Genomic DNA, 12,097 nt, shown 5'->3' with positions numbered 1-12,097 from the left:
CCATTCCCCAATCCCCAATCCCCAATCCCTTTATTCTTGACTGGAAAGAAATTTTTTGGAAACCCAACTGATAATACCACTGAGAATTGCACCGCCCATGAGGATACCGATCGCTGGGTTAAACAAGGGTTGCCAGAGTTGATGCCACAAATCCAAACCCAAGTTTAATCCTACAGAGTCACCGATCGCAGCGATCGCTAACCAGATAAAACCAAACAAAACTAAAAAAACATCTGCGACTAAAATTGTGTTTAGCCAATTTAACAATTTATCTTTCATCTACCCTTGTGTCCACTTGCCCAAAATTGATGACTGCTAACTAAGTGACGGGTAAGTTAGAAGTGAGGATTACCGACTTGAATTTAACTCCTCACTCCTAACTCTTAATTTCTCACTCTTCAAACAGCCAATTTTTGACTTTTTTCAAACTCTGCCAATCTGGTTTTCTACTTAAACCGTCTTCAATACTATTTTTTATTTCATCCTGCCACTCTTCATTGACAAAGATTAGCTGCTGTGCTATGTCAATATGTTCTCGTAAACCTTTTTGACCGGTTTCCAGCATTGCTAAAGCGATATTGACTCTAGCCTGTGGATCTTGTGGGTTTAACTTGACTGCTTTCTGTGCAGCTTTGTAAGCCAAGTTGGGTTTGTTATCGAGTAGATACAACCACGCCAAACAAATCCAAGCAGCACTAGTTTTCGGAGCGCGATCGCACACTTCTTTAAACACAGGGATTAAAGAATCTACCGCCTCTCCAGCTTTGTAGCGTTCCAGACCTGTATCAAACAGGGATTCAACTGTATTAGTCATTGGTCATTAGTCATTAGTCATTGGTCATTAGTCATTGGTCATTAGTCATTGGTCATTAGTCATTAGGCAATTGCAAATGAGAAACGAGAAATAACAAGGGACAAATGACAAATGACAATATTACACCCCAAATGACTTGCCGCAACCGCAAGTTTGGTTGGCATTGGGGTTAGTGAATTGAAAACCACCGCCAATCATGGCATCGCTGTAATCGAGCATTAAACCGTAGAGATATAATAGACTCTTGCGATCGCTGACAATTTTGAAGCCATCATAGTCAAAAACTTCATCCTCGGGGGCGATCTTGCTAGTGTCTTCAAAGTCCATCATGTAAGACATCCCAGAACAGCCACCCTGACGGACTCCTACCCGTAAGCAGAAGTCTGTCCCTTGCTTGTCTCGGAGGGATTTTACCTGGTGCAATGCGGCTTCGCTCAACAGAATTCCGCGTTGTTGAGACTGAATTGCTTGTGTCATCTGCTTTTTTAACTCCTTAATTAGTCTAAGCTTTACCCAATATCGGCTTGTTAATGCCTCTGAGTTTCCCTTGGTGTTTTTGTATTTATTCTAGCGGCTTAGATGTCGTTAGATGCCAAATTGTAAACACTCCGTTAAAAGCAGCCAAAGATTTTTATTCTAGAATTGAGAGACTCAGTGTGTTTAGAGATTCGGTATTTTTGGAGTTCAAGCATGGCTTGTCCCAGAAGCAACTATCTTTCAGGTGCAGCCATAAAAACCTAATCCGAGGCTAGCTATCCCCCAAAGTTTACTTCCAAATTGCTTCTTTTGATTAACTTACTCTATGACAAGTTTTAATCGCTCTACCAGTCGTCGCTTGAAGAAATTAACGCAAATTCCTTCTGTATGGGAGGGCGATCGCCGTCCGTTGTCATCACCAAACCAGCACTCAGACTCCGAGGAAAAGGGAGAATGCATTCTTTGGGTAGATTACTCCCAAGGTGTAGTTCGAGGAATGGACGTGGTAGCTTCAGATATCGGACCAGAAGCAATAGTTCGTACCTTAATGCGAGCAATGGAGCATCCCCACAGTCCAGCAAGACCTGCCAGACCCCAAAGAATTGTCGTCAAAGACCGTGAAATCCAATTTTACCTGCGGGGGGTGCTGCAAGATTTGGATATTGCCATTGACTATGCACCAGAACTGCCTTTAATTGACGAACTGTTTCGCGGGTTCACCGACATCCTCGATAGTCAAACCCCCGACTTACCCCCACAGTATGCACAAATCTTGCAAGAAAAAGCATTTGCAATTTGGCAAGCAGCACCTTGGGAATTTTTGGAAGAACAGCAAATTTTGTCAATCGAGATTAATAAGTGGGATGTTGGCACACTCTATGCCTCAGTTATGGGAATGCTGGGAATGGAGTATGGGATTTTGTTTTATCGCTCAGAGGAGTCTTTAAAACAGTTTCGCACCGCAGTTTTACAAGATGAAGACTCAACTGAGCATCTAGAAGAAGCATTCCTCAAGCAAGATTGCCTGTTTCTCACCTTTGAGAGTGCTGAAGAAGACGAAGATGAAGACGAAGACGAAGAAAGTGATTTGGCGGATCTGCCATTATCAGAAATTGATCCAACTTTTGGTAATATCCACCCCTTAGAAGGACTCCGGTCTGTTTTGTATGACGAAGAAGCACTGGTAATCTTGGTTGCGATCGAAAGTCTGATCCGCTTTATTCGCGATCGCCGTCGCGATTTACAAGAGGATATCTTCCCTACCCTCAGTCGCCGTTATCGCATTTCTCTACCGCAGTCGGAAGAAGAATCAACTAAATCTGTGGCTGTGACAGTCTCTACAATGCCGCAGTTAGCAGCAGAGTTAGAGGAAATGGCAGGCTTTGGTGATGATGAGGAAATTGACAACCTTGACTTTGCGAATTTCCAATCATTGCAAGATGACTTGATACCGGAAGACTCTTTCCTCAGCTTAGGTGTAGTGTCCTGGGAAATGTTGGATCGCCTCCGTAAGGGGGTAACTTACCATAAAGCTGGTGAAATTAAAGAAGTGGGTGACGGTTTGCCGGTAATTTTAATTCAAACTTCCCGGCCCAAGGCTAAGACTGTAATTGAAAGAATTGAAGCAGCAGGCGGACTGAAAGCAATTTGCTTTAATCCAGGTGCCGATCCTTTCGATGGCGATCGCTACGACCTCGGTTTATTGCAAACTCAAAATGACGAATTGTTCCTATTCGGTGAGTTTTTAGATGAAGATCCGATTCATGTAGAAGCCCGGAAAAAATGGAATCAACGTTGTAAAAATACTAAGGGCTACTGTGGCTTAATCATTGCCAAAGGGCTAACGGGAGCCTCCCGTGGCAATCCTCAGTTACGGGATATGATGGCTTTGTTTGAAACGCGATCGCTTTCACCAAAAGATTTAGGTATTGGCACTCTCAAACTCATGCCCCAACTTAACTTGGAATAGTTGCACTAATAGCCGTAATCCTTAACGTCGGATTACGGCTATGAGAAATTAAGTTGATATATATTATTCGATTCGCATATTGACTAAACTCAGCGCTGAAGAGCTAGTGGCATTACTGAGTGCTAAGTAAAGTTAGAAAAAACTTAGTCTTAATGCACTTAGCACAGGCTGAAATTTGTCTACTTTTGACAAAAGGATTTTCCCCCAAGTCTTTTGAATTGCGATGCGATCTGGATTTTTGCCAAGCTGTATTAGTACATACCCCGGATGGCAGCTAACTTTACCTAAATTTCATGAAGTATCTGTATTCTGATCGTTTTCCAGTAATTTTATTTGGAGATTTACCAGTATAAATCAGTACAAATCACTAGATAATTATTTACAAAGTCCGGTTTAATCAAACCTAGCCGACACACTTCAATATCAGAATCTTTCTTTTAACAATTTTTTGAGCTTAAGAGCTTGTTATATATCAATATCATTAAGCAAAAGCTCATCTTACTATCTTGTGCTTTGTAATTTTTTTATAAAGTCTGAGAATGAGGTTGTTTCGTCTCTAGATAAAGTTTCTTGAAAGGGTATAAATCATAGCTATAATGAATACACCGCAAAAAGAATTGAAACACACAATCATTTGTATAGGTTTATTTACCAATGAATAATGGTTGTATGTTAAACCTTTTTGGGCAGTAGTTTTTCTCTTAATTTTAAATAGGAAAAAGCGGGTAATAGTGGAATCCTTAGCGCAATCCAGACTAAAAATAATTCGTATAATCTCTAGAGAGATAAATACAATTAATCTAAAAGCGCTGAGTTAAAAACAAATTATGTCGCTATTTCGAGGAGAAAGATGTCTAGATTTTAATCGTATCTTTACGGTAGTTTCGTGTAAAAAAATGAGGAGAAACTAAAATATTATTATCAGCAACCTTCAAGTAACATCACATAATTTACATGCTAATTTGCCTGTGTAAAATTACAGATAATGCTGTCAAGTTTTGCTAAAAAAATGGTTCTTTACACTCAAAAAGCTGAGTCATATCCCATTTTTATTGACTGCAAGATTACTACCGAAAAGCAATCAGCTTAATCGTGGTAAGCCAAAAGTCTTAACCGTTCAAGCAGATATTAGCTTATTGGTTACAGGAATGGGTGCAGACGGATATTTGCACTTTTAAGTGATTGTTAGCGGTCTGTATATCTCACTACAACCCGCCTGTAGGAAACTATTTCAGCCTGATAATGATTCTAAAGCTTTATTTTTCATCAGTTATACAGATATTCTCACCAAGTGAGTTTAGCGAACTTGCTTAAGAGAGAATGTCAAATCCTTTTGATGGAGAATAATTTGAGAAATCTTGATTGAGTCAACATTAGGTGTCCTCAAATTCATTTATAAAAGCTCCTTGTCAGGCTTTCCTGATGCTGTTAATAGGGTTATTATCCTCAGAAGGAACTATCTACTATTTTTGCTGTCAAAATAGTAACAAATAAAGTGTAAGTTTCTGATTTCTTTAGAAAATGATGAATCCTTTGACAAAACTACAGTTTTTAATATTAATGATATTACTTGTTTCCTGAGACAAATTCTGATAATCTTATCGGTTCCCTCTTTAACTTAGACTCTTTCGACAATCTAGATATACAGCAGATAGCATGATAATGACAAATAAAAAATGGGCCGTTAAACGCATAACAGTTAATCTCGCAACACAGGAAGCGGAAAAACTAGAAAAATATTGCCAACAAACAGGTAGACCTGCAACCGATGTGATTCGGGAACTGATTAGAAGTTTGCCGATCTCTGATGATGGCAAAGATGTAAACAAGTAAGAACATACTTTCACTACTTACTAGATAACTGCTTTGCCACCAAAAAAATAGCTCCGATACTTTTTTGAGTCCGCCGCGATGGACAATAATTTGTCTAACTGATACAGACGCGTTTTTCTCGCGTCTGGTCAATTGCTGGGACTAAAAGGAGGTTTTAGTATCGACATTGCCATACCTTAATATGTTGGTAGAGTTGATATTAAGTAGCAAATTCCGACACCAACCCAGTTACAATCTGTAAAGAAACTGAAAAGGAACGACGGAATGCGTGTTGCAATCGTAGGTGCGGGACTGGCTGGACTAGCAACCGCAGTAGATTTAGCTGATGCTGGTTGTGAAATAGAGATTTTTGAGTCTCGTCCCTTTGTGGGTGGCAAAGTTGGCAGTTGGGTTGATGGAGATGGCAACCATCTAGAAATGGGTTTGCATGTATTTTTCGGGTGCTACTACCAACTATTTGACTTGATGAAGAAAGTGGGGGTGTTAGAAAACTTACGTCTCAAGGAACATACTCACACTTTTATTAATAAAGGGGGGCGCACTGGTGGTTTGGATTTTCGCTTCTTTACAGGTGCGCCTTTCAATGGCTTAAAGGCATTTTTCACGACTTCTCAACTATCGTTGCAGGATAAACTGCAAAATGCGATCGCTTTGGGTACTAGTCCGATAGTTCGCGGATTGGTAGACTTCAATGGGGCGATGAAAACTATCCGCAACTTAGATAAAGTTAGCTTTGCCGATTGGTTTCGCAGTCATGGTGGGAGTAATGGCAGCATTAAGCGCTTATGGAACCCTATCGCCTACGCATTGGGATTTATTGATTGCGAAAATATGTCTGCCCGTTGTATGTTGACGATATTCCAGTTATTTGCAGTCAGAACTGAAGCTTCAGTTTTGCGAATGCTAGAAGGTTCTCCATCTGAATATTTACACAAGCCCATTCTGGAATATTTGGAAGCTAGAGGGACTAAAATTTACACCCGTCGGCAAGTGCGGGAAATTCAGTTTACAGAGTCAGCTGAACAAACCCGTGTCACTGGTATAGTAGTTGCCCAAGGTGATGCAGTAGAAACGATCGCTGCTGATGCTTACGTTTTTGCCTGTGATGTTCCAGGAATTCAACGAATTCTACCCCAGGAGTGGCGTAAGTGGTCAGAATTTGACAATATTTACAAACTGGATGCAGTACCAGTGGCTACAGTGCAGTTACGCTTCGATGGTTGGGTGACTGAACTGAATGATGGAGAGCAACGTAAACAGCTAAATCACGCGGCTGGAATAGATAATTTACTTTACACAGCAGATGCTGATTTTTCTTGTTTTGCTGATTTGGCGTTAACTAGCCCTGCCGATTATTATCGCCCAGGACAGGGGTCTTTGTTACAACTGGTGCTGACACCAGGAGATCCGTTTATTGCCCAAAGCAATGAAGCGATCGCACAGCATGTCCTCAAGCAAGTCCATGAACTGTTTCCCTCATCGCGGGAGCTAAATATGACTTGGTATAGTGTGGTAAAACTTGCTCAGTCTCTCTACCGAGAAGCGCCAGGGATGGATGCGTATCGTCCCAATCAAAAAACACCAATAGATAATTTCTTCCTTGCAGGGAGTTATACCCAGCAAGACTACATCGACAGCATGGAAGGTGCTACTATTTCTGGACGGCGGGCGGCAAAAGTGATTTTGGAAAGTTTGAAGAAATAACTAACCGCGAAGGACGCAAAGGAAGAAGAGAGAATGTCAGATTGGTTAGAGCATACTGTGCAGGTAGAAGTAGAGGCTCCCATAGATTTAGTATGGAGCCTCTGGTCTGATTTGGAGCAAATGCCCCGGTGGATGAAGTGGATTGATTCGGTGAAAATTCCGCCAGATAATCCAGATATATCTCTTTGGAAATTAAAAACCGGCAGTTTAGAATTTAATTGGAAATCTCGAATTCTCAAAGTTATTCCCAACCAAATTATTCAATGGGAATCTATTGATGGTTTGCCGAATCAGGGAGCAATTCGCTTTTACGATCGCCACAATAGTAGTATTGTTAAAATGAGTATTTCCTACGCTATCCCCGGCATTCTTGGCAAAATTATGGATAACTTATTTTTGGGGCGGATAGTTGAATCGACAATTCAGGCTGACTTGGAAAGGTTTAAAGAATACGCGCTGAATGTTAAAGCTAATTGATATAGATAAAAACAGGCAGTAGGAGACAATGTGTAAAAGTTTCTTACTGCTTGATGGTAAAATATGGATTTTTTAAGGGTTGGAGAAGGTGCGATCGCACATCTTTTATTATATTTACAATAGAACGATTCATATCCGCATTAGGATACCAGTCATTCTCAATAACAGGGGCGACATTACCAAGTAGGATCGCTAAACAAATTAATCGTCAATTCCTCGCGTGCCGGGACTGCGGTGATGCAAGCGCGGATGATCTCTCCATCCTCTAATTCGACGGTGCAAGCGTGACAAGACCCCATGAGACAACCGGTGGGAATAAATACCCCAGCCCGGTCTGCTACATCTAAGAGGGCTTCTCCCACTTCGGCATCTACTGTGACATCATCTGGTAAAAAGCGGACACGAACAATCATCAGATAGTAATTCGTAATTCGTAATTCGTAATTAAGACATACTCAAAGCAAAGAATCCATTCTTATTTTAATTTCCGAGCGGAGTCTAGCTTAAGACAAAAATGGAGTTAAGTCTAAATGGCTTTCAACTTCAGTAGCTAGGGAGTCCAAAATCTGCTCTCGCTGTTCGCGGTAGTTAGCAACACCGGTGGGCAAAGATTTTAAACCGCGCTGTTGACGGAGGCGATTTAACCAAGCACGTCGCCAAGGGCCATTGTCAAAAAGCCCGTGGAGATAACTACCCCACACCGATTGACAACTATCTACTAACCCTAAATTAATATCATCAAATAGGGCATGGTAGGATTGAGGGTCTATTCCTTGCTGTTCGATGCGCGATCGCCCTTGGTGAATTTCAAAACCATTGACTGGTAAGCCTTGCTGCGGATAATTTGAGCTAACCTGGCGCTGGCGGGCGATTTTTTGTCCGGTAATTACAGTTCTAATTGGTAAAAGATTTAACCCCTGAAATCTGCCAGCTTGCCCTTCTATCCCTTCTGGATCGGCAATGATTTGACCGAGCATTTGATAGCCACCACAGATACCTAAAACAGTACCCCCAGAAGCCGCATAGTTTTGAATAGCTTCTGCCATACCGCTTTTTTGCAGCAGTAGTAAATCAGCAATTGTGGTCTTTGTACCTGGAATAATTACGGCATCAGGATGTCCTAAATCTTGCTTGGGACTAAGGTATTTTACTGAAACGGTGCTTTCTGATTCTAATGGATCAAAGTCGGTGAAATTGGCAATTCTGGGTAAGCGGATGACGGCAATGTTGAGGTCAGCTTGGGCTTTATGCGATTCACGTTCCAGTAAATCAAGGGAGTCTTCTGCCGGAAACACTTCTTGCAAGTAGGGTATAACACCAACAACAGGAATACCCGTCCGTTCTTCCAGCCATTTTATTCCTGGATCTAGGAGCGATCGCTGTCCTCGAAATTTGTTAATTACTACACCTTTAATTAGGGCGCGTTCATCTGGTTCCAATAACTCTAAAGTTCCAACAACATGGGCAAAAGCACCACCGCGATCGATGTCAACTACTAGCATCGTTGGTGCATTCAAATATTTTGCCACCCGCATATTAGTTAAATCACGGTGCTTAAGGTTAATCTCTGCTGGACTACCGGCACCTTCACAAACCAGTAAGTCAAATTCTGTTCCTAAATGCTGTAGCGATTCTTCAATTGTCCGCCACCCCAGTTCAAAATATTGCTCGTAGTAATCTGAAGCACTCACTTTACCTACAGACCTACCTTTGATAATTACTTGGGAAGTCATATCCCCTTGAGGTTTAAGTAAAATTGGGTTCATTTCTACCCAAGGTACGACTCCCGCAGCCCAAGCTTGTACTGCTTGGGCATAGCCAATTTCTCCCCCATTGGCAGTTACATAAGCATTTAAAGCCATGTTTTGACCTTTAAAGGGAGCCACCCGCCAACCACGCCGTGACAGAATACGACAAATAGCTGTAGTTAAAAGTGATTTCCCTGCATGGGATGTTGTCCCCACCACCATAATTGATTTCATATTTGTTATGAGTTAGTTTTTCAAGATACAGAGTGAAATTTTAGGAGCGAACAATAAACGAACAGAGCGAGACGAGGGAGCAGGGGAAGAAGAAATCATCACCATGTCCCACACTCACCATTAGCACCACAAATTTAAATTAGATGATTATGGTAAAGACTTCATGAATAGATGTGATGTTTCCGTGTATATTGTTCCCTGTGATTGCCTAATCCTAACTCTTTGGTTTTTTATTCTAAAAGGGTATCCGCAACCAACGAATCACAGCATCAAATAAACGATCGCGCCATGAAGGTGTCCGCCAATTTTTTCCCTGGTATTGTTCCACTAACTGACGACCCAAGGGAGTGAGGCGAAAACTATCTGTAATCCCCTGACCATCGACTTCTCGCCGCAATACACCCACTTGAATCAGCCAACCCAAAGCGTTATCACAGGCTAATTCTGATAAAGGGCGCTTAGTATAGCCTTGCTTGAGTCCATTGTCTAAGGCGATCGCAGTTAATGAAACACTCTGGTGTCCCATAACTTCAAATAAAGATAAATTGAAGGGTGAACACACTAGCGATCGCTCGGCTCTTTCTACTGTGCTTTGAGGATAGACAAAAATATTTGGGTTTTGGGAATCAACAGCAGCCATTGTGTAGGGGTATAAATTTTTCTTCTAAGAAAGATTAATTCAAGAATATATTTTTTCTTGTACCAAATACCTCATTTAACCAAAATTAGTTACCTAAAGTATAATTATGCTATTTTTTAGTAATTATATTTAATCATTATAAATTAATGTAAAATTTCAAGTGCATCAACAATCTGAAACAGGAAAGGTTAATTATGCCTCTAGCAGTTGGTACGGATGCACCTGCATTTACCGCCAAAGATACAAACGGCAACACAGTCTCGTTATCTGACTTTGCTGGTAAGACCGTAGTTTTGTATTTTTACCCCAAAGATGACACGCCAGGCTGCACCAAACAAGCCTGTAGTTTTCGGGATGCCCAATCTAAATATCAAGGTAAAGATGTTGTAGTGTTGGGAGTCAGTGCTGATGATGAGGTTTCTCATCAAGCATTCACCCAAAAATACAATTTGAATTTTCCCCTACTGGCTGATTCCGACAAATCCCTGATCGCAGCTTTCGATGTGGATGGCGGCGGTTATGCCAAACGCGTCACATACGTAATTGACCCCAACGGTAAAATTACCCATGTTGACACTGCTGTAAATACCACCACCCATGCCGGCGATATTTTAGCTGCACTTGGGCTGTAGTTTTTTACCCTGATAACGAAAGACTTTTTAAATAGTCTCAGCCCCAAGCCTTAATAGTCTGTCAAGTTTAAATTGATGGGTAAACAAGTTTGTAGTGAGTTAGCGCGGTCTTGGGGGTTTCCCCCATGAGCGACTAACTTTCCCGTTGGGTAAGGACTTTAGTCCTTATTTTCTAAGCATTAAAGTGCTTACTATAAACCCACAAAACTAGCTGACAAAGTATTAGAGGCTTGGGGTTCTTTGTTTGATTTCAGTTACCTGACGGTAATGGCAGCGTAAACGATGGCTGCGTAACCGATGGCGAAGCGGGGATTGCTTGTTGTGGTTGACCTCCTTGTTGAATTCGTTTTTGTTGACTTGCTCTAAAAACTGCTGCGGCTGAGTCTAATTGTTCGTTTTTTTGGTTAGAATCCCAGTTGAGAGTCCCGAAATTCGCCCGATGAATCAGGTCAAACATATTGAAATTGTCTGAGTTTGAGCGGGCGAAGGGATCGGTATTTTGGTCTGTTGTACTATTGCTGGGAAAAGCATCCGTTGGGCTACTGATTTGAGCCGAACTGGGTTGAGCCATGAGCAAGGAAGCAAAGCTGATTCCTGCCACAGTAGCTACAAAGAGTCTAGTAATTTGTAAAAATGGTTTTTTCATGGGGTTTTTACCCTAAAATTTCTCTATTTTATCTTAAGCAAGAGTCCGACGCAGTTGGGGTTGAATGCTCAATAAGGCGACAAGGGCAAAGCCAAACAACACCAGCAATGCTCCCCCAAAGGTAACATTACCCCAAGGAGCTTGCATTACGATGCTACCTAATCCCCAACTACTGTGGAGATACAGATAGCGAATGGGTTCGATCGCATAGCTGAGAGGATTCAGGGTAGCCACAACCTGTAACCACTGAGGCATGAAGGATAAAGGAGCCAAAGCAGTACTAGCAAATAATAATGGCAGGTTAGTGACAAAAATTACTGCAATCAATTCAATATGTCCGGGTAGGGCGAAAGCCAAGCCGAGGGAGATGGCTGTTACACCCAAAGCTAAGAGCAAGACAATGAGAGCGATCGCACTTAAACCAACTGCATCGGGTAGTCCAGCGCCCAAGAATGCCGCCGCCGCTACAATCACGGCTGCTTGCAGCAAACTTTGGCTGATGATGAAGATTGCCGAAGCGAAGACAATAGAAAACCGCGATGCTAACGGTGCTACCAGCAAACGATTTAAAAAACCAAACTCACGGTCAAACATTACAGGTAAACCAGCATTCAGCGCCCCAGCAAAGGCTGTAAACACAATAATGCCGGCAGCTAAAAATTGTCCGTAATTTGTTGTATTGCCAAATATACCCTTGGGGGCATTCTGGAACAAAGCACCAAACAGTATCAACCACATGACTGGCTGAATAATTCCGGCAACTAAAGATGAGGGACGGCGTTGCAACTGAATAAACAAGCGACGAGTTAAAGCCAACGTCTCTTGTATCAATTCAGCGTAAAAGTTAGGTGCAGCATTAGCATCTGCTTGTGGCAATGTTATCGGCTGCCAATTGATATCAGTTTTAGGAGTAACGCTCATAA

The 12,097-nt window shown here is 41.7% G+C and carries 13 protein-coding genes; 5 read left to right on the top strand and 8 right to left on the bottom strand.

What is annotated here, in order from left to right:
- Positions 1 to 30: 30 nt before the first annotated feature.
- The 3 genes from CDG79_RS35810 to CDG79_RS35800 all read right to left on the bottom strand — a co-directional run bounded on the left by CDG79_RS35810 (position 31) and on the right by CDG79_RS35800 (position 1,291).
- Entirely contained in the window at positions 31 to 279 is a 249-nt protein-coding gene (locus CDG79_RS35810; RefSeq protein WP_094346345.1) for a hypothetical protein, read from the bottom strand.
- Positions 280 to 391: 112 nt separating this feature from the next.
- Positions 392 to 814 (bottom strand): tetratricopeptide repeat protein, encoded by a 423-nt coding sequence (locus tag CDG79_RS35805; RefSeq protein WP_094346344.1) that lies wholly within the window; start codon positions 812 to 814, stop codon positions 392 to 394.
- Between the two features lie 120 nt (positions 815 to 934).
- Complete coding sequence (locus tag CDG79_RS35800) at positions 935 to 1,291, bottom strand: iron-sulfur cluster assembly accessory protein (protein WP_094346343.1); 357 nt, start codon at positions 1,289 to 1,291, stop codon at positions 935 to 937.
- A gap of 325 nt (positions 1,292 to 1,616) precedes the next feature.
- Between CDG79_RS35800 and CDG79_RS35790 the strand changes: the two genes are divergently transcribed.
- The 4 genes from CDG79_RS35790 to CDG79_RS35775 all read left to right on the top strand — a co-directional run bounded on the left by CDG79_RS35790 (position 1,617) and on the right by CDG79_RS35775 (position 7,274).
- Positions 1,617 to 3,260 carry a DUF6930 domain-containing protein gene (locus CDG79_RS35790; protein WP_094346341.1) on the top strand — a complete coding sequence of 548 codons (1,644 nt, stop codon included), beginning with the start codon at positions 1,617 to 1,619 and terminating at the stop codon, positions 3,258 to 3,260.
- Between the two features lie 1,656 nt (positions 3,261 to 4,916).
- Complete coding sequence (locus CDG79_RS35785; protein WP_181154351.1) at positions 4,917 to 5,093, top strand: CopG family transcriptional regulator; 177 nt, start codon at positions 4,917 to 4,919, stop codon at positions 5,091 to 5,093.
- Positions 5,094 to 5,357: 264 nt separating this feature from the next.
- On the top strand, positions 5,358 to 6,797 hold the full coding sequence (zds, locus tag CDG79_RS35780; RefSeq protein ID WP_094346340.1) for a 9,9'-di-cis-zeta-carotene desaturase: 1,440 nt from the start codon (positions 5,358 to 5,360) through the stop codon (positions 6,795 to 6,797).
- 33 nt (positions 6,798 to 6,830) lie between these two features.
- Positions 6,831 to 7,274 carry an SRPBCC family protein gene (locus CDG79_RS35775; protein ID WP_094346339.1) on the top strand — a complete coding sequence of 148 codons (444 nt, stop codon included), beginning with the start codon at positions 6,831 to 6,833 and terminating at the stop codon, positions 7,272 to 7,274.
- Between the two features lie 176 nt (positions 7,275 to 7,450).
- Here CDG79_RS35775 and CDG79_RS35770 read toward each other — a convergent pair whose 3' ends face one another.
- From CDG79_RS35770 to CDG79_RS35760, 3 genes are all read right to left on the bottom strand, one after another.
- Positions 7,451 to 7,687 carry a 2Fe-2S iron-sulfur cluster-binding protein gene (locus CDG79_RS35770; RefSeq protein WP_094346338.1) on the bottom strand — a complete coding sequence of 79 codons (237 nt, stop codon included), beginning with the start codon at positions 7,685 to 7,687 and terminating at the stop codon, positions 7,451 to 7,453.
- 90 nt (positions 7,688 to 7,777) lie between these two features.
- Positions 7,778 to 9,256 carry a cobyric acid synthase CobQ gene (gene cobQ / locus CDG79_RS35765; protein WP_094346337.1) on the bottom strand — a complete coding sequence of 493 codons (1,479 nt, stop codon included), beginning with the start codon at positions 9,254 to 9,256 and terminating at the stop codon, positions 7,778 to 7,780.
- Positions 9,257 to 9,491: 235 nt separating this feature from the next.
- Positions 9,492 to 9,896 (bottom strand): Npun_F0494 family protein, encoded by a 405-nt coding sequence (locus CDG79_RS35760; protein WP_094330227.1) that lies wholly within the window; start codon positions 9,894 to 9,896, stop codon positions 9,492 to 9,494.
- Between the two features lie 194 nt (positions 9,897 to 10,090).
- Here CDG79_RS35760 and CDG79_RS35755 point away from each other — a divergent pair, with 194 nt between their 5' ends.
- Positions 10,091 to 10,528 (top strand): peroxiredoxin, encoded by a 438-nt coding sequence (locus tag CDG79_RS35755; RefSeq protein WP_094346336.1) that lies wholly within the window; start codon positions 10,091 to 10,093, stop codon positions 10,526 to 10,528.
- Between the two features lie 250 nt (positions 10,529 to 10,778).
- On the opposite strand, the gene CDG79_RS35750 is transcribed toward CDG79_RS35755, so the two are convergent.
- Positions 10,779 to 11,174 carry a hypothetical protein gene (locus CDG79_RS35750; protein WP_094346335.1) on the bottom strand — a complete coding sequence of 132 codons (396 nt, stop codon included), beginning with the start codon at positions 11,172 to 11,174 and terminating at the stop codon, positions 10,779 to 10,781.
- Positions 11,175 to 11,207: 33 nt separating this feature from the next.
- Positions 11,208 to 12,095 (bottom strand): ABC transporter permease, encoded by an 888-nt coding sequence (locus CDG79_RS35745; RefSeq protein ID WP_094346334.1) that lies wholly within the window; start codon positions 12,093 to 12,095, stop codon positions 11,208 to 11,210.
- Positions 12,096 to 12,097: the final 2 nt, after the last annotated feature.

It is taken from the genome of Nostoc sp. 'Peltigera membranacea cyanobiont' 232 (genome assembly GCF_002245985.1).
Lineage (GTDB): Bacteria > Cyanobacteriota > Cyanobacteriia > Cyanobacteriales > Nostocaceae > Nostoc.
The sequence above is the reverse complement of the archived record's forward strand: the minus strand, read 5'-3'. Positions and strand labels throughout refer to the sequence as shown.